Below are 21,625 nucleotides of genomic sequence, written 5' to 3'. Positions count from 1 at the left end.
GATTTCGCCGCTTCTGTCCCGGTGTGTGCTGTTGACCCTGCAGCCGCTCGACGAGGCTGCGGTGCGTGGGCTCGTGCGCCGCGCGGTCGCCGACGAGCGCGGCCTCGGCGGCGCGGTCACCCTCGGCCAGGAAGCCGAGGACCACCTGGTACGCCTCGCGTCAGGCGACGTCCGCAAGGCGTTGACCGCGCTCGAGGCGGCCGCCGGGTCGGCGCTGGCCCGCGGCGCCACCGAGATCGACCTGGAGACCGCCGAGCAGGCCGTCGACGTCGCCGCGGTGCGCTACGACCGGGACGGCGACGAGCACTACGACGTGATCAGCGCGTTCATCAAGAGCATGCGTGGGTCCGATGTGGACGCGTCGTTGCACTACCTCGCGCGGATGCTGGTGGCCGGTGAGGACGCCCGGTTCATCGCCCGGCGGATCGTCGTCTTCGCCAGCGAGGACATCGGCATGGCCGACCCGTCCGCGCTCTCGGTGGCGACCGCGACCGCGCACGCGGTGGAATATGTCGGGCTGCCCGAGGTGCAGCTCAACCTGGCGCAAGCGGTGATCCACATGGCCACCGCGCCCAAGTCCAACAGCGCGACCACGGCGATCTCGGCGGCGTTGACCGACGTGCGGGCCGGCAAGGGCGGCCGGGTGCCGCAACACCTGCGGGACGCCCACTACCAGGGCGCGAAGGGGCTCGGGCACGGCAAGGGCTACCGGTACCCGCACGACGACCCGCGTGGCGTGCTCACCCAGCAGTACCCGCCGGACGCGCTGGTCGGCGTCGACTACTACGAGCCCGGTGACCATGGCGACGAGCGCGCTGTGGGGATGCGGCTGCCGACGATCCGGCGGATCGTGCGGGGCGAGCGCTCGCGGCGGGCGGTCTCTTCGGACGAGAGCGGCTCGTCGGACCGGAACGGCTCTTCGGGCCGGAACGTCTCGTCGGACCAGGGCGGCTCTTCGGGCCGGAACGTCTCGTCGGACCAGGGCGGCTCTTCGGACCGGAACGTCTCGTCGGACCAGGGCGGCTCTTCGGACCGGAACGTCTCGTCGGACCAGGGCGGCTCTTCGGACCGGAACGTCTCGTCGGACCAGAACGGCGATTCGGACCGGAGCGGTTCGGCGGACCGGAACGGCTCGGCGGATCGGAACGGCTCTTCGGACCAGACGCTAAAGGCCCCCGCGGGTACGGATGGCGCGGAATCGGTCGCCGACGCGGAAGCGCGATATGGCGACACCGGGGTCGCGGGCGGGCGGCCGATGGGTGACGCTGTTGCGGCGGAAGGCGACGACCGTCCGGCGGGCAACGACAACGAGGGTGAGGTTGGGTGAACCGGGTTCGCGGGTCTGGTCGCGATCTCGATCCAACACCACCGCCGGTGTCCCATTGGCGAGGTATGTGGCGACGACTGGCGCCGTCATCGGGCGCCCTGACCAGTGAGGTGGGCGCGTGAGCGACGATCGGCGCGATCAGCCGGCGAAGGGCCGGCGATGGGGCCGCGGTCGCGAAAGTGCCGCCGAGCCGGTCGACGAGGTGCCCGGCGAGGAGCTCGGCTGGCTCGATGACCTGCGCACCGCCAAGGCAGAGCGCGCGGACATCGGCCCGGGCGGCGCGGACGCGCCGCCGCCCCCGCCACCCGCTCCAGACGGTGCTGGTTTCCCGGGCGGTCCCGGCGGTCCTGGTGGACCGCAGGCGCCCGGTCCCGGCGTCGTGCCGGGCGGGCGTGGACCCGGCCCGGGTGGTCCCGGCGCACCCGCGGGCCGGCCGGCAGACACGGCACCCGGACCGTTCGGTGCTGAAGGACGGGGCCGCGCCGCTCCCGGGCGGCCGGTGGAGCCGCCGACTGGTCAGTTTGGTGCGCAAGGACCGGGGCGCGGGGCTCCTGGGCAGCCCGCTGAGGCTCCGACAGGCGCGTTCGGCGCTGACGGACAGGGCCGTGGCGCTCGCGGGCGGCGACCTGCTGAGCCACCGACCGGGCAGTTCGGTGCCGAGGGGCCCGGGCGTGGTGCCCCTGGGCGACCTGGAGAGCCGGCGACCGGCCAGTTCGGTGCCGAGGCACCCGGGCGTGGTGGCGGTCGCGGTGCGCGGCCCGGGGAGCCCAAGACGGGGCAGTTCGGTGCCGAAGGACCTAGTCGTGGGGTTCCCGGCGCGGGGCCGGGGGAGGCCGCGCCGGGGCGCTTCGGTCGTGGTCGGGGTGGCGCCGACGGTGGGCGCGGGCGGGCCGGTGGCCCGGCGCCGGCCGATGAACAGACGCGTTTTGGCGGCCCGCCGGTGCCGCCCGGCGCTCCCGCGATGCCCGGCAACGGGCCGCGCGGCGGCGGTGCGGCGGTGCCCCCGGGTGTCGCGCCCGGTCGTGGCGGCGCGCCCGTTCCGCCGGGTACGCCAGGTCGTGGCGGAGCGCCGGTGCCGCCGCGTGGCGATGGTGTGCCGGTGCCACCCGGCGGACCCCCGCGCGGTGACGGTGCGCCTGGCCGGCCACCCCGTGGCGATGGCGGCACGGGTGTCGTGCTTCCGGGCAGGCCGCAGCGTGCCGGCGGCGCGCCGGTGCCGCCGGGTGCGGCGCCGGGCATGCCGGCCCGGCCCGGTGGTGCGCCTGACGGCGCCGGCCAGTTCGGTCCGGCCGGGCGACCTGGCATGCCGTCCGGTCAGGACACCGGGGAATGGGCCAACCGCGACCAGCGGGCGCAAGGGACCGGTGGGCTACCCGCGGCGCCCGTGTCCGCGCCGCGTGGTCGCGGCGGTTCCGCGCGGAGCCGGTTCTCGGCGCCGCCGGACCAGTCGACGAGCGTGCCGCAGTCGGGCAATGCGCCGGCCGTGCCGCCCGCGGGCGGCGGCGAGCCTGGTTGGCGTGCTGGACGCGGTGACACGGGCGCGTACGGGCCCGCCGGTGAGGCGCCCGGTCGGCGCGACTCCGAGTCCGGCACCGGATCGGTGCGACCCGGCGCCGACAGCGGTGGCCGCCGGCGCGCGCCCGAGCAAGAGGGCGTCGACCAGCCGGCGGGCGGACAGACTTCCTCCTGGGCGCAACGCAACCAGCCGGGTCGTCCGGCCGAGCCGGGTCCGGCCGCTCCCAGCGGCGGGCCGGCCCGCAGCCGTTTCGCGGGCGAACCGCCGGCGGGCGAGCACTCCGGTGGCTGGAACCTGCCCGGGGCCACCCCACCCGGGCGAGGTGGGCCGCCGCCGGGCGGACCGACAGCCACCGGCGGCCTGTCTCCGGTGATCACACCCCCGGTGGTGCCGGGCCGTGAGCCCGGACCGGGGCGTCGTGCCGCCCCAGACCGCCCGGCGGGTGCGCCGGAGACGTTCGGTGGGCGGCAGGGAGAACCCACTGACGGAACTTTCGCCGGTCGCGGTCGGCCTGGTGGTCCGGGCGCGCCGACCGGCCGTGGCGGCGTCGCGGGCCCTGATGCGCCGGGCGTCGGAGTCGCGGGGCAGCGGCCGGACGCGCCGGGCGGTCGCGGGCGACCGGGCGGTCCGGCGGGTCGCGGCGGTGTCCCGGGCGAGGTGCCGCTAGGCGACGGCGCTGTCGGGTCCGGCCCGGCCTTCGGTGGTCGCGGACGAGGCGGCGAGGTGCCGGTTGGCGACGGCGCTGCCGGGTCCGGCCCGGCCTTCGGTGGTCGCGGACGAGGCGGCGAGGTGCCGGTTGGCGACGGCGCTGCCGGGTCCGGCCCGGCCTTTGGCGGTCGCGGACGAGGCGGCGAGGTGCCGGTTGGCGACGGTGCTCCCGGGTCCGGCCCGGGCTTCGGTGGTCGCGGACGCGGCGGTGGCCCGGGTCCCGACGAGGCTGGTCCCGGAGGTGGGCGACCGGAGACATTTGGCTCTCGCGGTCGGTCCGGAGATCCGAGCGTGCCGCCGGGTGACGGTGCCGGTCGGCGTGGCCGACCCGCCGGCCCGGCTGACGGGCCGGGCCGCGCGGAGGCGTTCGGCGGCCGTGGTCGATCCGGCGGTGCGGGCGCACCGGACGGCACCGGTGACGTGGTCGCGGGTGATGGTCTCAGCGGGCCCTCGTTCGACGGTTTCGCCCGGCCCAGCGGTCCACTCGGGCAGGTCGAGCCGGCCGGCGGCGGCAATGCCCCGACCGCCCGGCCGGTCAGCGGCGCGCGCAGCCGGTTCCGTGCCGGTGCGGGCGACGAGTCCCCAGCCGGGCGGCGGGCCGCTCCTGACGACGCCCTGCCCGCCGGGCGGCGGGCCGCCCCCGACGACGCGCCGCCGGCTGGACGGCGAGCCGCTCCCGACGACGGGCCGGCTGGACGGCGAGCCGCTCCCGACGACGGGCCGGCTGGACGGCGAGCCGCTCCCGACGACGCGCCGGCTGCGGCAGCAGGTCCGCGCGGTCGGCACGGCAACGCGGCCGAGGTCGCCGGTGCGGCGTCGGGTGGTCTCCTGGGCCAGGACGGCGCCGGGCGGGGCAGCCGGCACGGCACGGCGAACGACGACGCGGTCAACGGCACCGGTGACGTGACCTCCGCGACGCCGGCCGGTGGCCGGCGGCGGCGAGCCGGCGAGACCGACACGGGGTCGCCGGCCGGTGCGCGAGGCAGATTCAGCGACGACGGAGACCCGGCAGCGGGTGGCGCGCGCGGCCGCTTCGGCGACGGAGCGCGTACGGCCGACGCGACCGGCGGACGGCGTGCCGCCCCGGACAGTCCAGCCGACGGTACGGGTGGCGCGTCCCGCCTCCGGGTGCCGGGTGGACTTGGTCGCCAGGGCCCGGCTGACGGTCCGGACGGCACAGGCGCCGTTCGTCCACCGCAGGGACTTGACCAGGGCGCCCGGAGTCGTCGAGGGGCACCGGACGGCCCCGACGGCACCGGCGCGGTGCGCCCGCCGCTAGGACCGGAACAGGGCGAGCGCGGTCGGCGCGGTGGCCCGAACGGTCCCGCGGGCTCGGACGGCCCGGGAGCGGTCCGCCCTGACCAGGCCGGCATGCCCAGCGGCCCCGGCGCTCGTGATGGCCGCCGTGGCCAACCTGACGCGGCCGACGGCACCGGGGCCGTGCGCCCCGGACCGGACCGGGCCGGATCTCCCCGTGGTTCGGGCAACCCCCGCCGTGGCGGCCCGGACCCGACCGGCGCCACCCGCCCGCCGACCGGACCAGCCGGACCGGGGGGACCAGCCGGACCAGCCGGACCGGCCGGCCCGCCCGGAGCCAACCCCGGCATGCCCGCGGGCCCAGGCGCGCCGACCGGACCGGCCGCACGCGGCGCGGTTCGCCCCGGCGGCGGGCGCCCTCCGCAGGCCGGCGGCCCAGGCACACCGGACGCGGCGGGCACCGCCCGCCCACCAGCCGCTCCCACCCAGCCAGGCCCCGACGGACCGACCTCGGGCTCAGGCGTACCCGGCGGCCCGGGTGGACCCGACGGCGCGCGTGGCCCCAGCGGCCCGGGTGGCCCCGGCGGCCCGGGTGGCCCTGGCGGACAAAACGGACCCGGCGGCCCGGGCGGACCTGGCCGGCCAACCGGCCCGGGTAGCCCTGGCGGACCCGGCGGCCCAGGCGGATCCAGCGGCCCAGGCGGACCCGGCCGGCCAGCCGGCCCAGCCGGCCCGGGCGCACCCACCGGACCCAACGGCCCGGGCGCCCGACCCGGCCGAGCCGGCGTGCCCGGCCCAGCCGACCCGACCCCGGACGCCCCCGGCATGCGCCCGCCGTCCCCACCCGTGCGCGCGGCGGCAGCCGCAGCGGTGGTCGCCCCACCCGGCGCCCGCCCACCGGCCGCCGCAGGCGCGGCCCGCCCACCGGCCCAGGCCGCCCCTCCGGGCGACCCGGTCCGCCGCTCGGCGTCCGTCCCGGTCGTCACCCCGGAGACCAGCCAACCGATCGAGACGGAAGGCCAACCGGAAGGCCCCCGCAAGAGCACCCGGGTGACTCCGGCCCAGCTCAAGGAGCAGTTCCGGGAGCCACGCAACATCCGGCTCGGCGTACTCGCGCTCGGAATTCTCCTGGTTCTGGTGGCTCTGCCGATCTATTCATGGTCCAAGGCCGAGGCGCGGGACCCCGTCTTCGCGTCGCTGGACACCCTCGCCGTGCCCGACTGGGCCAACACCAAGCCCGTCGACCAGATTGACGGCAACCGCTGGTGCCTGGAGGAGTGCCGGTTCCGGGAGCGCACCACCCACTCGGACAACGCGCCTGAGGAGACCGCCAAGGCGTACCACGATGCCCTGATCGCGAACGGTTGGCAGACCTGGAAGCCGGCCAAGTGCCCGGAGACCAAGGTCGACGGCAGCTACACGTGCTGGACCCGGGACGAGCTGACCATGGATCTGTGGGTACGCGCGCCCGCCTGCGGCAACGTGCCCATCGGCGTGCAGCCGGAGCCGGGTGCCACCCAGAGTGCCGCTCCGCCGGGGCTGAATCCCGAGGACTGCAAGGGTTCCGACGTGTCCATCAAGGTCCGCAACGCCATCGCGGACGAGCGCACCGGGCCGCAGCCCGACGTCAAGCCGGGCGAGGTGGGCGAGACGCCGTACGGGCTCGTCCCGACGGCCGCACCGTCGTGAGGCCGTAGGGCGTTACGGACGGTAGGGTCTGCACGTTGGCGCACGGGGTACGTCGTGGAGGAGGTTCGGGTGGACGGTGGAGAAGTCGCGTGGCTCGTCGTGGCCGGCGCGTTCCTGATGCTGGTGCTGGTGCTCGCGGTGCCCATCCTGCGGCTCCGTAAGACGATCGACGCCGCGACCAACGCGATCAACGATCTCAACGACCGCACCGCTCCGATCCTGGCCAACGCCAACACGACGATCGAGGGGGTCAACGTGGCGCTCAGCCAGGTGCACACCTCGCTCGACGGTGTCAACGTGCAGCTCGCCAAGATCGACACGATGACCGGGCACGCCCAGAACGTCACCGCCAACGTCGCCAACCTCGCCACGGTGGTCTCGGCCGCCGCGGCAAACCCGCTGGTCAAGGTCGCCGCCTTCGGCTACGGCGTGCGCCGGGCCGCCTCCGCCCGCCGCAACGCGGAGGAGGAGCGTGAGGTGCGCACCACGCTCAAGCAGCAGCGCCGCGCGGCCAAGCGGGCCACCACGCGCTGATCGTCGCGCCGCGAGGAAGGATGGAACCATGAAGCGTTTGCTCTGGCTGGGTGTCGGCCTCGCGGTGGGCGCCCTGGTCGTGCGCAAGCTGACCCAGAAGGCCAACGAGTTCACCCCGAGTGGCATCGCCGGCTCGGTGAGCCAAAGCGCCGGCGGCCTGGTCGAGTCCGTGCGGGCCTTCGTCGAGGACGTACGCGTCAACATGGCCGAGCGCGAGGAGCAGATCCACGAGGCCTTCGCCAACGGCGTCGCCTTCGACGACCAGTTCGAGGACCTGCGGGGCGACGACCTCGAGGTCCAGTTCGACGAGCCGATCAACGGCCCGCACCAGCGCCAGCGCCCCAACTGAAACGCCAGAACGCCATAACCGAGGAAGGCACCAGATGAAGACGGCGGAGATCAAGCGGCGGTTCCTCGCGCATTTCGAGGCCAACGGTCATGCCGTGGTCCCGAGCGCCCCGCTGCCCGCCATCGACGATCCGAACCTGCTGTTCATCAACGCCGGCATGGTTCAGTTCGTGCCCTACTTCCTGGGCCAGCGCACCCCGCAGTGGGACCGCGCGACGAGCGTGCAGAAATGCATCCGTACCCCGGACATCGACGAGGTCGGCAAGACCAGCCGGCACGGCACGTTCTTCCAGATGAACGGCAACTTCTCGTTCGGTGACTACTTCAAGGCCGGCGCGATCCCGCTGGCGTGGGACCTGGTCACCAAGCCGATCAGCGAGGGCGGGTTCGGGCTCGACCCGGAGCGCATCTGGGCCACGGTCTACCTCGACGACGACGAGGCGATCGAGATCTGGAAGCAGACCGGCATCCCGTCGGAGCGCCTGGTCCGCCGGGGCAAGAAGGACAACTACTGGTCGATGGGCATCCCGGGCCCGGCGGGTCCGTGCTCGGAGCTCTACTACGACCGCGGCCCGGCATACGGCCCCGACGGCGGCCCCGAGGTCGACGAGGACCGGTTCCTCGAGTTCTGGAACCTCGTGTTCATGCAGTACGAGATCACCAACGTGAAGAGCAAGGAGGTCTTCGACACTGTCGGCGAGCTCCCGGCCAAGAACATCGACACCGGCATGGGCCTCGAGCGAATGGCCTCGCTGCTGCAGGGCGTCGACAACCTGTACGAGATCGACGAGGTCAAGCCGATCCTCGACCGCGCGGCCGAGCTGACCGGCAAGCGCTACGGCGCAGGCAGCGGCCACGTCGCGGCGGAGTCGCACCCCGACGACGTGCGGCTGCGGGTGATCGCCGACCACGTGCGCACCTCGTTGATGCTGATCGGTGACGGAGTCACCCCGTCGAACGAGGGCCGGGGCTACGTGCTGCGCCGGATCATGCGCCGCGCGATCCGGTCCATGCGGCTGCTGGGCTGGCAGGAGCGCTCGCTGCCCGAGCTGCTGCCCGTCGCCCGGGACTGCATGGCGCCGTCGTACCCGGAGCTCGCCGCCGACTTCGGCCGGATCGCCGACTACGCGTACGCGGAGGAAGAGGCCTTCCTGTCAACGCTGCGGGCCGGCACGACGATCCTCGACACCGCGGTCGCCGAGACCAAGCAGGCCGGTGGCACGACGCTCTCCGGCGACCAGGCGTTCCAGCTCCACGACACGTACGGCTTCCCGATCGACCTGACCCTGGAGATCGCGGCCGAGCAGGGCCTGCAGGTCGACGCCGACGGCTTCCGCCGGCTGATGGCCGAGCAGCGCTCGCGCGCCAAGGCCGACGCCCAGGCGCGCAAGACCGGCCACGTCGACCTGTCCGCCTACCGCGCGGTGCTCGACGCGGGTGGCCCGGTCGAGTTCACCGGGTACGCCGAGGTGAGCCGCGAGTCGCGGGTCCGGGCGGTGCTCGACGGTGGCGGTCGCGCGGTGGAGGTGGCCGGCGAGGGCGACACCATCGAGCTCGTGCTCGACGTGACGCCGTTCTACGCCGAGGGCGGTGGCCAGCAGCCCGACATGGGCCTGGTCACGGTCGGCAGCGGCCAGGTCGAGGTCTTCGACGTGCAGTCGCCGGTGCCCGGGCTGGTCATCCACCGCGCCAAGGTGGTGCGCGGCGAGGTGCGGGTCGGCGAGGCCGGCTTCGCCGAGATCGACATCACCCGGCGCAAGGCCATCTCGCGCTCGCACACGGCGACCCACCTGGTCCACCAGACCATGCGCAACTTCCTCGGCGAGTCGGCGACCCAGGCGGGCTCGCTCAACGCGCCGGGCCGGCTGCGGTTCGACTTCAACACCCCGGCCGCGGTCCCGCCGAGCGTGCTCAACGACGTCGAGCAGCAGATCAACGAGGTGCTGCTCGGCGACCTCGAGGTGCACGCCTTCATCACCTCGCAGGCCGAGGCGCGCCGGCTGGGCGCGATGGCGCTGTTCGGCGAGAAGTACGGCGACGAGGTCCGGGTCGTCGAGGTCGGCGACTACGCCCGCGAGCTGTGCGGTGGCACCCACGTGGCGCGCTCCGGCCAGCTCGGCCTGGTCAAGATCCTTTCAGAGGCGTCGATCGGCTCCGGCGTACGCCGGGTCGAGGCGCTGGTCGGCATCGACGCGTTCCAGCACCTCGCCCGCGAGCACCTGCTCGTGGCGCGGCTGGCCGAGCTCTACCGGGTGCCCGGCGACCAGGTCGCGGAGCGCGTCGCGCAGACGATCAGCCAGCTCCGCGACGCCGAGAAGGAGCTCGAGAAGCTCCGCGGCCAGCTCGTGCTCGGCGGAGCGGCGGCACTGGCGGCGGGCGCGGTCGACATCCGCGGCGTCGCGTTCGTCGGCACCGAAGCGCCCGAGGGCGCCGCTGGCAACGACGTGCGTACCCTCGCGCAAGAGATCCGTGGCAAGATCGACCCCGCGCGGGCCGCGATCGTCGCGGTGGCAGCCAGGTCCGGTGGCAAGGCCTCGCTCGTCGTGGCGGCGAACGCGGCCGCCAAGGCGCGCGGCCTGTCGGCCGGCGATCTGGTCAAGGGCGCGCTGTCCGGGCGGGGTGGCGGCAACGCCGACCTGGCCCAGGGTGGCGGCGTGCCGGCGTCCGAAGCGGCCAACCTCCTGGCCGCCGTGGAAAAGGCTATTGACGGAGCGTGACTTTCTGAATGCCTTTCACCGGGGTGTACGACTCGGTGTCGATGTAGGTAACGTGCGTGTCGGGGTCGCGATGTGCGACCCCGACGGCATTCTCGCTACGCCGTTGGTGACCCTGCGTCGTGACATGGATGCCGGAGAAGAAGCTATTCCTGCAGATATCGCCGAACTTGCTCGACTTGTCGAGGAGCACGCGATCATCGAAGTGGTGGTCGGTCTGCCCGTCACGTTGGGTGGCAAGGACGGACCTGCGGCGGTCGGTGCGAGGGCCTATGCTCACCGGTTGGCGACGGTCATCGATCCGGTGCCCGTTCGGCTGGCGGACGAACGGCTGTCCACAGTCGTCGCGACCCGTAGGCTCGCCGAGCGTGGCGTGCGGGGCCGGCGCCAACGTGCGGTGGTCGACCAGGCGGCCGCAGTGGAGATCCTGCAGGGCTGGCTGGACGCGCACCGGAGGCGAACGTGACGATCGACGATCTTGACCTCGCGTTCGAGGACAGGGCCGACAAAGGTCGCCATCGACGTGGCTACCGAGAGAGAGCCGCCGGCAACGGCCAGAAGAAAAAGAAGCGCAAGGGCGGTGGCGGCAAGACCGCGGTCGCCTTCGTGATGGCCTTCGTGCTGTTGGGCGCGCTGGGCGCCGGCGCCTGGTACGGCTTCGACCGGATCCAGGGCTACTTCACCACCCCCGACTACGACGGCACCGGCACGGCCGAGAAGGTCAACGTCGAGGTCAAGCAGGCGCAGACCGCGACCGACATCGCCAACACCCTGGTCAAGGTCGACGTCGTGAAGAGCGCCAAGGCGTTCGTCGAGGCGGCCGACGCCGACAGCCGCAGCAAGAACATCCAGCCGGGCGTCTACGGGCTCAACAAGCAGATGAGCGCGAAGGCCGCCCTGGCCGTGCTCGTCGACCCGAAGAAGAAGATCGTCAACGGCGTCACCGTGCCCGAGGGCCTGACGATGCTGTCCACCTTCAAGCGGCTGTCCGAGCAGACCAAGATCCCGGTCAAGGACTTCCAGGCGGCGGCCAAGAACGTCGACTCTTTTGACATTCCGGACTTCTGGTTCAAGCGCGACGACAAGAAGCCCGTGGTCAAGTCGCTCGAGGGCTTCCTCTTCCCGGACACCTACGAGCTTCCCCCGAAGCCGACCGCCAAGCAGGTCCTCGACATCATGGTCGACCGGTTCCTGACCGTCGCCGGCGAGATGAAGTTCACCGACAACGTCGAGAAGGACCGCGGGATCTCGCCGTACGAGGCGCTGATCGTCGCGTCGCTCGCCCAGGCCGAGGCCGGCAACAAGGACGACCTCGGGAAGATCGCCCGGGTCGCCTACAACCGGGTGTACGTCAAGGACATGCCGCTCCAGTTCGACGTGACGCTCAACTACGGTCTCGAGATCGCGGGCAAGAAGACCAAGGCGTCCAAGGACATGGACGGCGATGACTACGCCGACGCGAGCAACAAGTACAACAGCCACTACTACAAGGGCCTGACCCCGACGCCGATCGACAACCCCGGCAAGGAGGCGCTGGAAGGCGCGATGAACCCGCCGGCCGGGCCGTGGCTGTTCTTCGTGGCGATCGACAAGGAAGGCCACTCGGCGTTCGCCGAGACCGACGCCCAGCACGAGGCGAACAAGGTCAAGGCACGCGAGGCCGGGATCATCAATTGACGCGTGCGGCAGTCCTGGGCAGGCCCATCGCCCACTCGCTCTCTCCGGTGATCCACAACGCCGGGTACGCGGCACTGGGCCTGACCGACTGGTCGTACACCGCGATCGAATGTGACGAGGCCGGCCTGCCCAGCCTCGTCGCCGGTCTCGGCCCGGAGTGGGCGGGCCTGTCGCTGACCATGCCGCTGAAGGAAGTCGCGCTGACGGTGGCGACGTCGGTGGCCCCGCTGGCCGCGACGGTGGGCGCGGCCAACACGCTGGTCCGCCGGGACGGCGGCTGGCACGCCACGAACACGGACGTCGACGGCATGGCCGACCTGCTCACGTCTTCGGGCGTCGACGGCGGCGCGCGCTTCACGGTCCTCGGCGCCGGCGGCACGGCCCGCGCGGCCCTGGCCGCGGCCTCCCGACTGGCGGCGTCGTCGGTCACGGTGGTGGCCCGACGCCAGTTCGCGATAGAGGAGCTCGCGGCCGCCGCGGCCGAGCTGGGCCTGCCGTTGGTACCGGCCCTGTGGCCGGACGCTCACACGGCCCTCGACGCCGACGTGGTCATCTCCACGGTCCCGAAGGGCGTCGCGGACCCCTTGGCGGTCGACGCGTCGTGGCGCGCGGACACGGTGTTCTTCGACGCCCTCTACGACCCGTGGCCCACGCCACTGGCCGACTCGGCCGAGCGGGCCGGTTGCCGCATCCTGTCCGGCCTGGACTTGTTGCTGGCCCAGGCACTGGGCCAGTTCCGCCTCTTCACGGGCGCCGAACCGCCGGTCGAAGCGATGCGCACGGCGCTCGCCCGGGCCAGATCCTGACGGCAGGATCACGAGCGAAGTCTTGGCTCGGGTCCGTGGCGGGCGAGACCGTCGCCCGGCCAGAGAACGCTCCGCTTGATTGCGCAGCCGTACCGGGTCGTGCCGGGACTGGATTGGTCCTGATTCGCACTGGCGGCAGGCGCGAACGTTGCCCGCCGGAGACAACTCCGCTTCGCTGCGCTGTCTGGCCCGCGTCGGGTCGCGCGGGGCAGATCTAGGAAATCAGTTGCTGCTAGAGCAGCGTGGAATTACCTAGATCTGCCAGCCGGCCGCAGGCGCGGCGGCGTTTCGCCGCGCGGCGCGCCGTAGCGGACCAGGGCCACGCCCTTGCCCGCCCTCCATCTCCGAAGATCAACAACCGCGCGGGCTGACCTAGGCAGGCGCGGCGCCCATCCACGATGGCCCGCGTCGCCTGGCGGGCTCCTGGCGCCGACGCTCCCCGGCTGACTGCGAAGCGCGGGTGTCATGCTTGATCCTGTGTAGTACATCGACAAGCTGGCCCGGTCTGCGCATGATCGGGTGCAGCAGGTCTGGGAGACACACCATCGGCTCTCCAGACCACGCGCACCCGATCATGGGAACGGGCGACCTGGTCCCAGATCTCGCGCACCCGATCACGAAGGCCGCCAAGGGGTTGAGGCTGTGCGCATTCGACCGGGTGCGCGGTGGGCTGGGTTGTAGGTCTCGTGGATCCGGTCGTGAAGGCGGCCGGCTGGTTGAGGTTGTGTGTCCTCGACCGGGTGCGCGGTGCGCTGGCCTGCGGGTCTCGCGTATCAGATCGGGCGGCGTTGTCGCCGCGGAGTATGCGAACTGACTGCCGCCTTCGCCTGAGTTGAGTCTGTGTGCGCTCGGCTGGTTTGCGGGTCTCGCGTACCCGATGGCGAAGGCGGTCCGCCGGCTTCCGGGCCAAGCGGGCCCATTCGGGAAGCGGGCGACCGCGTCCCAGGTCTCGGGTATCCGATCATGGAAGTCGGTCGGCGCGGGATGTCTCACCGGGTTCGTTGCCCGGGTTTTGGGACTGGGTGGCCGGATGGTGGGCGGTCCACGGCCGCGTGTCAGACTTGGGCCGTGTTGCGCTGGTTGACCGCAGGTGAATCGCACGGGCCCGCTCTGGTCGCTGTGCTCGAAGGCGTGCCGGCCGGGGTCGAGGTGACCACCGCGGAGATCGGTCGTCAGCTCGCTCGGCGGCGGCTCGGCTATGGTCGCGGTGCGCGGATGTCCTTTGAACAGGACGTTGTCGAGATCCTCGGTGGGGTGCGGCACGGGCTGACGCTCGGTAGCCCCGTGGCCGTCAAGGTCGGCAACTCGGAGTGGCCCAAGTGGGAGACCGTCATGGCGGCCGACCCCGTGGAACCCGAGATCCTCGCCAAGCTTGCCCGCAACGCGCCGCTGACGCGGCCTCGGCCGGGGCATGCTGATCTTGCCGGGATGCAGAAGTACGGGCACACCGACGCGCGGCCGATTCTCGAACGGGCCAGCGCGCGGGAGACCGCGGCCCGGGTCGCGGTCGGCACCGTCGCGAGGGAGCTGGTGCGGCAGGCGCTCGGCATCGAGATCGTGTCGCATGTCGTGGAGCTCGGCAGCGTCGCCGCGAAGCCGGGGTTGCACCCGCGGCCCGAAGACGCCGAGCGGATCGACGCCGACCCGCTGCGGTGCCTCGACCCGGACGCCAGCGCGCGGATGGTCGCCGAGGTCGACGCCGCCAAGAAAGACGCCGACACGCTCGGGGGCATCGTCGAGGTCCTGGCGTACGGCGTGCCGCCGGGGCTCGGCAGCCACGTGCAGTGGGACCGCAAGCTCGACGCCCGGCTGGCCACCGCCCTGATGTCGATTCAGGCGATCAAGGGTGTGGAGATCGGTGACGCGTGGACGCAGGCGCGGTCCCGCGGATCCAAAGCCCACGACGAGATCATTCCTACCGCCAACGGGGTCAAGCGGGTCACCGACCGGGCCGGTGGCCTGGAGGGTGGCATCACCACCGGCGAGCCGCTGCGGGTCAAGGCCGCGATGAAGCCGATCTCGTCGCTCAACCGGGCACTGTCCACCGTGGACGTCGTGACGGGTGAGGCGGCGACCGCGATCAACCAGCGGTCCGACGTGGCCGCGGTGCCGGCCGCCGCGATCGTGGCCGAGTCGATGGTCGCGCTGGTGCTGGCCGAGGCGGCCACCGAGAAGTTCGGCGGCGACTCGGTCGCGGAGATCCGCCGCAACCTGGCCGGCTACCTGGAAAACCTGGTGATCCGATGACCGGCCAACCGCGGGCGATCCTGGTCGGCGCGCCCGGCTCCGGCAAGACCAGCACCGGGCAGGCCCTGGCCGCCCGGCTCGGTGTCGCCTTCCGGGACACCGACGCCGACATCGAGCAGACCGCCGGCAAGCCGATTCCCGACATCTTCCTCGACGAGGGCGAGCAGCATTTCCGCGCACTCGAAAGGGCCGCCGTCGCGGCCGCGGCGAGCGACTTCGACGGCGTGCTCGCCCTCGGCGGTGGCGCGATCATGGCCGAGGAGAACCGCGCCGCGCTCGCCGGGCACCAGGTCGTGCACCTGGTGGTGAGCCTCGGCGAGGCGGTCAAGCGGGTCGGGCTCAACTCCGGGCGCCCGCTGCTGGAGATCAACCCGCGGGCCACCCTGCGGTTCCTGCTGGACCAGCGGATCCCGCTCTACGAGTCGGTCGCGACGATCACGGTCGAGACCGACGGGCGTACGCCGGACGAGGTGGCCGAGGAGATCGCAGCGTTGCTCAAGCCTTGAGCAGCTCCGCCAACCGGTCCGGTGCCGACAGCATCGGCCAGTGGCCGGTGGGCAGGCCCCGGATCACCACGTCGTCGTCCATCCCCGCGAAGAACGGGTGGCCGGCGGCCCGCAGCTCGGCGATCTGCTCGGGCGAGAACGTGCACGCGATCAACGTCGCCGGCGGGTTGAGGGTGCCGCCGCGGTGCAACGGCTGGGCCACCGACGCGTACGGGTGGGCCGTGGATCGCTTGCGCAGCAGGGCCAGCGCCTCCTCGTCCAATCCCGCGAGCAGCTCCGGATCGTTGGCCGGCTCCCACGGGCGGGGCGGCACCGGCTCGGTCGACGAGGGCGGCGGGCCCATGTCGATCTGCCGCGTCCCGTCCGGCAGCGGTCCACTGTCCACATAGATCACCCGCGCCACCGGGATCCGGGCGGCGGCCGCCGTCACCGGCAACCCGCCGTAGCTGTGTCCAACCAGGACGACGTTGTCGTGCCCTGCCGCGGCCTCGATGATGTCGGACACGTGCCGCTCCAGGTCGGCGTCCTCACCCGCCCGCTCGCCGACCCCGGTCAGCGTCACCGCGATGGCCTCGTCGCCGGCTGACCGCAACCGCTCCGCCACGCCGTCCCACACCCAGCCACCGAGCCACATACCTGGCACCAATACGAAGGTCTCCGTCATGTGCTGAAGCGTAAAGTGGCATCCGGACACTTTCGGTCCGGATAAGGAGCGTGACGGGTGTCACATCCAGCCTCGCGGGTGCTGGGCATGCTCGAGCTGCTGCAGACCCACCATCACCTGACCGGGGCCGACCTCGGCGCCCGGCTCGGCGTCGACGAGCGCACGGTCCGCCGCTACGCCACCACGCTGGCCGATCTCGGCATCCCGGTGGTCGCCGCCCGTGGCCGCTACGGCGGTTATCGGCTGAGCCCGGGCTACAAGCTGCCGCCGCTGATGCTCACCGACGACGAGGCGGCCGCGGTGGTGCTCGGGCTGATCGCGGCCGAACACCTCGGGCTCACCACCGAGGCGCCCGCGACCGGGCTCGCGCTGGCCAAGATCCGCCGGGTGCTGCCGACGAACCTGGCCGAGCGCCTCGCGGGCGTACAGGAAAGCCTCGGTTTCACCGTCGACCGCAGGGTGACGGAGGCGCGGCCGGCGACCACGACGTTGCTGACGCTGGGTGCCGCCGCGCGGTCCACCCGCCGGGTGAGTCTCACCTACCGGTCGTGGCAGGGTGCCGTCTCGTTGCGCGAGGTCGACCCCTATGGCCTGGTCTTCCACGCGGGCCGCTGGTACGTCACCGGGTTCGACCACCGGCGCGCCGAGGTCCGGACGTTCCGGCTCGACCGGATCACCGCCGTGGACATCGGGGAGGCCACCTTCGTGGTCCCGGACGGGTTCGACGCGGTCGGGCACGTCACCCGATCGTTGGCCGGCGTCCCGTACACGTGGGAGGTCGAAGTGCTCTTCGAGGCCGAGATCGCCGCGGTACGCCGCCGGGTGCCGGCGACTGTAGCGGAGATCACCGAGACGGGCGACGGCGTACTCCTGAAGGCCCGGGCCCAAAGTCTGCCCGGAATGGCGCAAATGTTGGCCGGTCTGGGGTGGCCGTTCCGGATCGTGGGCCCGCCGGAACTGCGGGATGCGGTGCGGGAGCACGCGGAGCGACTGACCGAGCACGCCCTGCGGTGAATCTCCACAGAGGACAGCCCTGACCCGATTGGGATCGAGCAAACGGGCGATCGGCGGCCCACGGGACGGGTGTTAAAATCTTTGGAGATTGGCGTAAAGCGGGCGCGTCCGACAATTCGGGCAGGGCTCTCTCATTCGAGGATCGAGGCGCATGGGCAACCAGCGGTCCATCACCGTCAACGGTGACCTGGGAAGTGGCAAGAGCACCGTGTCGGTCGGTCTGGCGGAGCGGCTGCACGTGCGCCGGATCAGCGTCGGAGACCTCTACCGCGACATGGCCCGCGAGCGTGGGATGACCGCGCTCCAGCTCAACCTGCACGCCGAGCTCGACGACGTGATCGACGGCACCGTCGACTCGATGCAGCGGGAGATCGCCGAGTCCGACGAGCGGGTCATCATGGACAGCCGCCTGGCCTGGTTCTTCTTCACCGACGGCTACAAGGTGCATCTGATCACCGACCCGACCGTGGCGGCCCGCCGGGTGCTCGGCCGGCCGGCCAGCGACGTGGAGAACTACGCCACCCTCGAAGAGGCCAAGGACCAGCTGCGCAGCCGCAGTGAGAGCGAGCGCCAGCGGTTCCTCACCCGCTACCACGCCGACAAGCACGCGCTGCGCAACTACGACCTCGTCCTCGACACCACCCGCGCCCGGCCCGACGAGGTGATCGACCTGGCGGTGGCGGCGATCGAGGGCCGGATCGGCGCCGAGACCACGCCGCTGCTGCTGCTCGACCCCGCCCGCATCTACCCGACGGGTGACATCGGCGCCCTGCGCGGCATGGACGACGCCGAGGCCGCGGCTTTGTCGGGGCCGGACGCGCTTTCGCCGATTTCGATCGGTTACGCCGACTCGCGTTTCTTCGTCGTCGACGGCCATCGCCGGCTCAGTGCGGCGTTGCGGGCCGGGTTCCGGCTCGTTCCCGGCACGCTGCTCGCGCAGGACAACGACCCGGTGGTCGGCGGGCTCACGGCCCGCGAGTTCTTCGCGTCGACGGTGACCATGAGCAAGGTGTACGACTGGCAGGAAGCGCACGGCACCGAGCTCGAGATGCCGGCGCACGCCCTGGGTGACCCGGCGCCGGTGCACTCCTGATTTCTGTCGTACCCGAGGCCTAAGGTCTTGGCATGACTGAGCGCGCCGATCTGCTGGCTTCCCTTCAGCGCCACCGTGGGTTTTTGCTGTTCACCGTTCGCGGGCTCAGCGACGAGCAGGCGCGGTCGACGCCGACGGCGAGTGCGCTCTGCCTAGGTGGGCTGCTACGGCACGTCGCCAACACCGAGCGGAGTTGGTGCGCGTTCGCAGCCGGTGGTGCTTCGGGGATGGCGGCGTTGCCGCAGGTCGACTGGGCGACCGCGTTCGAGATGCCTTCGGGTGCGACCTTGGCCGACGTGGTCGCCGTCTTCGAGGCCGCGGCGGCCGAGACCGACCTGCTGGTCGAGAAGCTCGATCTCGACCAGGCACACGAGCTACCCAAGGCGCCCTGGTTCGAGCCGGGCGCCTCCTGGTCGGTGCGCCGGGTGTTCCTGCACCTGATCGCCGAGATCGCCCAGCACTCCGGGCATGCCGACATCATCCGCGAGACCATCGACGGCCAGAAGACGATGGGCTGAGCCCTGGTGGACCGTGCTTTGTTCGCGGCGCGGTTCGCCGACGCCGCCGCCTTTGCCCGGGAGTTCGCGCAGCGTTACGTCATGGAGGAGCTGCCTTCGTCGCTGGTGTTCCGGGTGCGGCTCAACCAGTCACACGACGGCCATCCGCCGCGGGCCGGCGAGATGCGGTTCCCGGGCGACTCCGGGCTCGACCGGGCTCGCGCGCTGTTGCGGTGCGACGCGGAGACGGCGGTGGCCGAGTTGTGGCGCGATGGTCGCGTGCCCGAATGGGTCAACCTGGCCGTCGTCGGTGAGACCGGTGCCGCGACGGTGATCGAGGTTGTCTGTTGTGGTCGGTTCACCGCTGACGAGGCCGTGCTTTACCACGCCCGAGAAGGCTGGCCGCCGTTTCATGCGCTCGGGCCGGGTCTCCCGCGCGATAGGAGTTCGGTCAGCATTCATGATCGCTTCGAATGTTGGGATCGCCTCGATCTGGAGCAGTTGGCGGCTGTTGGCGACCGGGTGCGGTTCCTCACGGTGTGGACACCCGAGGTGGGCGCGGAGTCGTTGCCGGAGCTGCCCGAGATGGACGCCCTGCATCACAACGCGTTCGCCGACGGGCTGTCGGCATACAGCCGTTTTCCCGGGCTGAAGCACGTGACCATGCGGCTCGCGGCGCCGGAGTCGTTCCGGGTCGTCGACTCGGGCGAGCCGCTGCGGTCGCTGGGGTCGTTGACGGTCTCCAACCTGCCCGCGCACGACTGGGGGCACCCTTCGTTGGCCGCGGTCGCGCCGGCGGTGACCCGCGTCGAGCTGCACGGTGCGGGGCGGCTTCGGCTCGGCGCGTTCGGCGCCGCGGTCCGCTCGATCACGCTCAGCGGCGACACGGTCGGCGGCCCGGTCGAGCTGCCGCCCGGCCTCGACAGCCTCAGCCTGCATCTGCGCGACACCACCGACCGCGACGTCATCGCGCTGCTGGCCGCCGAGGTCGACTACCTGGACCTGAGCGGCACCACCGTCACCGACGCGATCCTGGCCGCGGCGGGCCGATCCGCGCGGCGACATCTCAACCTGGTGCGAACCGGGCTCGACCTGGATGCCGTGGCGCGGTTCCGGGCCGACCACCCGACGCTCGACGTTTTGCCGGCGGAGTTCCAGTACGACGCGACTATGCTCGGCGCCGATGGATGAGATCACCCGTATTCCGGTCGGTGGTGAGCAGGCCTACGACGTGGTCGTCGGTCGCGGGCTCACCGACCAGGTCAGTGCCCTGTTGCCGGGCGCCGACCGGGTCGCCGTGCTCGCCTCCGCGCCGCTGTCCGGCCGCGCCGACGCGGTCGAGGCCGCGCTCTCGGCTGCCGGGCGGCTGGTCACCCGCATCGAGATACCCGACGCGGAGAGCGGTAAGACCGTCGAGACCGCGGCCGAGTGCTGGGACCAACTCGGCGCGGCCGGCTTCACCCGGTCCGACGCGGTCGTGGCCGTGGGTGGCGGTGCGGCGACCGACCTGGGCGGCTACGTCGCGGCCGCCTGGCTGCGCGGGGTGCGCTGGGTGCCGGTGCCGACGTCGTTGCTCGGCATGGTCGACGCCGCGGTGGGCGGCAAGACCGGCATCAACACGGCCGCCGGCAAGAACCTGGTGGGTGCGTTCCACCCGCCGGTCGGCGTCCTCTGCGACCTCGACACCCTCGACACGCTGCCGCCCAAGGACCTCGCGGCAGGCCTGGCCGAGGTGGTCAAGTGCGGCTTCATCGCCGAGCCGGCGATCCTGGACCTGATCGAGCGCGACCCGCTCGCCGCCGCCGACCCAACGAGCCCGGCGGTCCGGAGCCTCATCGAGTACGCGGTCCGTGTGAAGGCCGACGTCGTCGGCGGCGACCTGAAAGAGTCAGGCCGCCGCGAGATCCTCAACTACGGCCACACCCTGGCCCACGCGATCGAGAAGGTCGAGTTCTACACCTGGCGCCACGGCGACGCGGTCTCCGTCGGGCTGGTCTACGCGGCGGAGCTCAGCCGGCTGGCCGGCCGCCTCGACGCGGCCACCGCGGCCCGCCACGGCGAGATCCTGTCGGCGCTGGGCCTGCCGACCCGCTACGCCGCCGGCGCCTGGCCCGACCTGCTCGCCGCGATGCGCGTCGACAAGAAGGCCCGCGGCTCCCGGTTGCGCTTCGTGGTGCTCAACCACCTGGCCGAGACCGACCTGCTCGAAGGCCCGTCCGACGACCTACTCGCCGAGGCCTACGCCGCGGTCGCCAACTGAAACCCAAGCGGCGCCGCCGCCGTGCGGTCAAACGACCATCACCTGGGTGTCGCCGTCGGGTCAGGTGGTCGGGGCCGGGACGTTCGATTTGCGCCGCGCGCGGTGCGGTGGCCTTGGCCGAGGCCCCCGTGGCGGTCGCCCATGGGGGCTGATCCGCAGCCACGCCGTCAGGTCGCCAGGGCAGGATCTTCGACTGCTGCGCGGGCCGGGAGCTGTGTGGTGGCGTGGTTGTCGAGGCTTACCCCGCGTTCGCCCACAGAGTCCGAGCGCGGCGCGGCCGGGATCTTCGATTGGCCACGCGGATCGCGCCGCGTTGCTCTGTCTTTCTTGTCGGCGTCGGCGTCGCCGGCTGAGGTCTTGGCCGCGGCACCGCCGTGCGGTCGGGTCTCCGGAGCCTGCCTCAACGGCCGCGTCGCGGTGTGATGCTTCTTCGTCGGTTCAGGTTGGTGATGGGGCGTCCCATATGAGTTGGGCGCACGTGCGGTACGTGTTGAAGTAATCGATCGCGTCCTGGCGCGGTAGTAGCGGGATCATGCGGTCGAGGTTGTCGAGGCAGCGGCCGAGTGCGTCCCAGCTTTTCGCGTCGAGTTGGCCGTCCCGCTCCAGCCATCCTTCGACACAGCCCGCGACGGAGGAGTCGACCAGGACCAGGTCTACGCCGCCGAAATCTGCTCCGCGGAGGCCGTCCGGGAACGGCAGTGCCCGGCAGTGCGCCCAAAGCTGGCGCACCTCTTCCACGTGCTCCACCTGTCGGATTGTCCGCGACCA

Annotated in this window: 19 protein-coding genes; 16 read left to right on the top strand and 3 right to left on the bottom strand. The window is 72.4% G+C overall.

Annotation, left to right across the window (positions count from 1 at the left end; genetic code table 11):
• Together CHC05_RS43345 and CHC05_RS38610 are read left to right on the top strand one after the other, a co-directional pair.
• Positions 1–1,327, top strand: a 1,327-nt coding sequence (locus tag CHC05_RS43345) for an AAA family ATPase (protein ID WP_342745733.1), incomplete at its 5' end; no start/stop codon positions are given.
• Positions 1,328–3,240: 1,913 nt separating this feature from the next.
• Positions 3,241–3,510: a hypothetical protein gene (locus CHC05_RS38610; RefSeq protein ID WP_089255616.1), complete on the top strand. Its 270-nt coding sequence runs from the start codon at positions 3,241–3,243 to the stop codon at positions 3,508–3,510.
• Here the strand turns inward: CHC05_RS38610 and CHC05_RS38605 are convergent.
• Positions 3,507–4,415 (bottom strand): hypothetical protein, encoded by a 909-nt coding sequence (locus CHC05_RS38605; RefSeq protein WP_089255615.1) that lies wholly within the window; start codon positions 4,413–4,415, stop codon positions 3,507–3,509. The genes CHC05_RS38610 and CHC05_RS38605 overlap by 4 nt on opposite strands.
• A gap of 1,179 nt (positions 4,416–5,594) precedes the next feature.
• Between CHC05_RS38605 and CHC05_RS38600 the strand changes: the two genes are divergently transcribed.
• From CHC05_RS38600 to CHC05_RS38560, 9 genes are all read left to right on the top strand, one after another.
• The gene (locus CHC05_RS38600) at positions 5,595–6,497 is read left to right on the top strand and encodes a hypothetical protein (RefSeq protein WP_144022976.1); all 903 of its coding nucleotides are present in this window, start codon (positions 5,595–5,597) and stop codon (positions 6,495–6,497) included.
• Positions 6,498–6,566: 69 nt separating this feature from the next.
• Positions 6,567–7,031, top strand: a complete 465-nt coding sequence (locus CHC05_RS38595; RefSeq protein ID WP_089255623.1) for a DUF948 domain-containing protein — start codon at positions 6,567–6,569, stop codon at positions 7,029–7,031.
• Positions 7,032–7,059: 28 nt separating this feature from the next.
• The gene (locus CHC05_RS38590; protein WP_245871442.1) at positions 7,060–7,380 is read left to right on the top strand and encodes a hypothetical protein; all 321 of its coding nucleotides are present in this window, start codon (positions 7,060–7,062) and stop codon (positions 7,378–7,380) included.
• 34 nt (positions 7,381–7,414) lie between these two features.
• On the top strand, positions 7,415–10,096 hold the full coding sequence (alaS, locus tag CHC05_RS38585; RefSeq protein WP_089255613.1) for an alanine--tRNA ligase: 2,682 nt from the start codon (positions 7,415–7,417) through the stop codon (positions 10,094–10,096).
• Between the two features lie 4 nt (positions 10,097–10,100).
• Positions 10,101–10,559, top strand: coding sequence for a Holliday junction resolvase RuvX (gene ruvX / locus CHC05_RS38580; RefSeq protein ID WP_089255622.1), 459 nt, complete (start codon positions 10,101–10,103; stop codon positions 10,557–10,559).
• A complete protein-coding gene (gene mltG / locus CHC05_RS38575) occupies positions 10,556–11,770 on the top strand; it encodes an endolytic transglycosylase MltG (RefSeq protein ID WP_245871441.1) in 1,215 nt (404 codons plus the stop codon). Before ruvX ends, mltG begins: the two co-directional genes overlap by 4 nt.
• Complete coding sequence (locus CHC05_RS38570; protein WP_089255612.1) at positions 11,767–12,576, top strand: shikimate dehydrogenase; 810 nt, start codon at positions 11,767–11,769, stop codon at positions 12,574–12,576. The genes mltG and CHC05_RS38570 overlap by 4 nt, the downstream gene beginning before the upstream one ends.
• Before the next feature lie 1,068 nt (positions 12,577–13,644).
• Positions 13,645–14,823, top strand: a complete 1,179-nt coding sequence (aroC, locus tag CHC05_RS38565) for a chorismate synthase (RefSeq protein WP_089255611.1) — start codon at positions 13,645–13,647, stop codon at positions 14,821–14,823.
• The gene (locus CHC05_RS38560) at positions 14,820–15,329 is read left to right on the top strand and encodes a shikimate kinase (RefSeq protein ID WP_089255610.1); all 510 of its coding nucleotides are present in this window, start codon (positions 14,820–14,822) and stop codon (positions 15,327–15,329) included. The genes aroC and CHC05_RS38560 overlap by 4 nt, the downstream gene beginning before the upstream one ends.
• Here CHC05_RS38560 and CHC05_RS38555 read toward each other — a convergent pair.
• Complete coding sequence (locus CHC05_RS38555) at positions 15,319–15,993, bottom strand: alpha/beta hydrolase (protein WP_089255609.1); 675 nt, start codon at positions 15,991–15,993, stop codon at positions 15,319–15,321. The two genes, CHC05_RS38560 and CHC05_RS38555, sit on opposite strands and share 11 nt — an antisense overlap.
• A gap of 57 nt (positions 15,994–16,050) precedes the next feature.
• Here CHC05_RS38555 and CHC05_RS38550 point away from each other — a divergent pair, with 57 nt between their 5' ends.
• From CHC05_RS38550 to aroB, 5 genes are all read left to right on the top strand, one after another.
• The gene (locus tag CHC05_RS38550; RefSeq protein ID WP_089255608.1) at positions 16,051–17,007 is read left to right on the top strand and encodes a helix-turn-helix transcriptional regulator; all 957 of its coding nucleotides are present in this window, start codon (positions 16,051–16,053) and stop codon (positions 17,005–17,007) included.
• 151 nt (positions 17,008–17,158) lie between these two features.
• Complete coding sequence (locus tag CHC05_RS38545) at positions 17,159–18,100, top strand: AAA family ATPase (protein WP_089255607.1); 942 nt, start codon at positions 17,159–17,161, stop codon at positions 18,098–18,100.
• 32 nt (positions 18,101–18,132) lie between these two features.
• Positions 18,133–18,618 carry a DinB family protein gene (locus CHC05_RS38540; protein ID WP_089255606.1) on the top strand — a complete coding sequence of 162 codons (486 nt, stop codon included), beginning with the start codon at positions 18,133–18,135 and terminating at the stop codon, positions 18,616–18,618.
• A 6-nt stretch (positions 18,619–18,624) separates the two neighbouring features.
• Complete coding sequence (locus tag CHC05_RS38535) at positions 18,625–19,788, top strand: hypothetical protein (RefSeq protein WP_144022975.1); 1,164 nt, start codon at positions 18,625–18,627, stop codon at positions 19,786–19,788.
• Positions 19,781–20,857, top strand: a complete 1,077-nt coding sequence (gene aroB / locus CHC05_RS38530) for a 3-dehydroquinate synthase (protein WP_089255604.1) — start codon at positions 19,781–19,783, stop codon at positions 20,855–20,857. Before CHC05_RS38535 ends, aroB begins: the two co-directional genes overlap by 8 nt.
• A gap of 438 nt (positions 20,858–21,295) precedes the next feature.
• On the opposite strand, the gene CHC05_RS38525 is transcribed toward aroB, so the two are convergent.
• Positions 21,296–21,604, bottom strand: a complete 309-nt coding sequence (locus tag CHC05_RS38525) for a hypothetical protein (protein WP_089255603.1) — start codon at positions 21,602–21,604, stop codon at positions 21,296–21,298.
• Positions 21,605–21,625: the final 21 nt, after the last annotated feature.

It is taken from the genome of Asanoa hainanensis (genome assembly GCF_900188485.1).
GTDB classification, from domain to species: Bacteria; Actinomycetota; Actinomycetes; order Mycobacteriales; family Micromonosporaceae; genus Asanoa; species Asanoa hainanensis.
The sequence above is the reverse complement of the archived record's forward strand: the minus strand, read 5'-3'. Positions and strand labels throughout refer to the sequence as shown.

Excerpts from the sequence above, each read along its gene's own strand:
- CHC05_RS38590 (WP_245871442.1), top strand. The coding sequence starts at position 7,060 with ATGAAGCGTTTGCTCTGGCTGGGTGTCGGCCTCGCGGTGGGCGCCCTG.
- alaS (WP_089255613.1), top strand. The coding sequence starts at position 7,415 with ATGAAGACGGCGGAGATCAAGCGGCGGTTCCTCGCGCATTTCGAGGCC.
- CHC05_RS38560 (WP_089255610.1), top strand. The coding sequence starts at position 14,820 with ATGACCGGCCAACCGCGGGCGATCCTGGTCGGCGCGCCCGGCTCCGGC.
- CHC05_RS38555 (WP_089255609.1), bottom strand. The coding sequence starts at position 15,993 with ATGACGGAGACCTTCGTATTGGTGCCAGGTATGTGGCTCGGTGGCTGG.
- CHC05_RS38545 (WP_089255607.1), top strand. The coding sequence starts at position 17,159 with ATGGGCAACCAGCGGTCCATCACCGTCAACGGTGACCTGGGAAGTGGC.
- CHC05_RS38540 (WP_089255606.1), top strand. The coding sequence starts at position 18,133 with ATGACTGAGCGCGCCGATCTGCTGGCTTCCCTTCAGCGCCACCGTGGG.
- aroB (WP_089255604.1), top strand. The coding sequence starts at position 19,781 with ATGGATGAGATCACCCGTATTCCGGTCGGTGGTGAGCAGGCCTACGAC.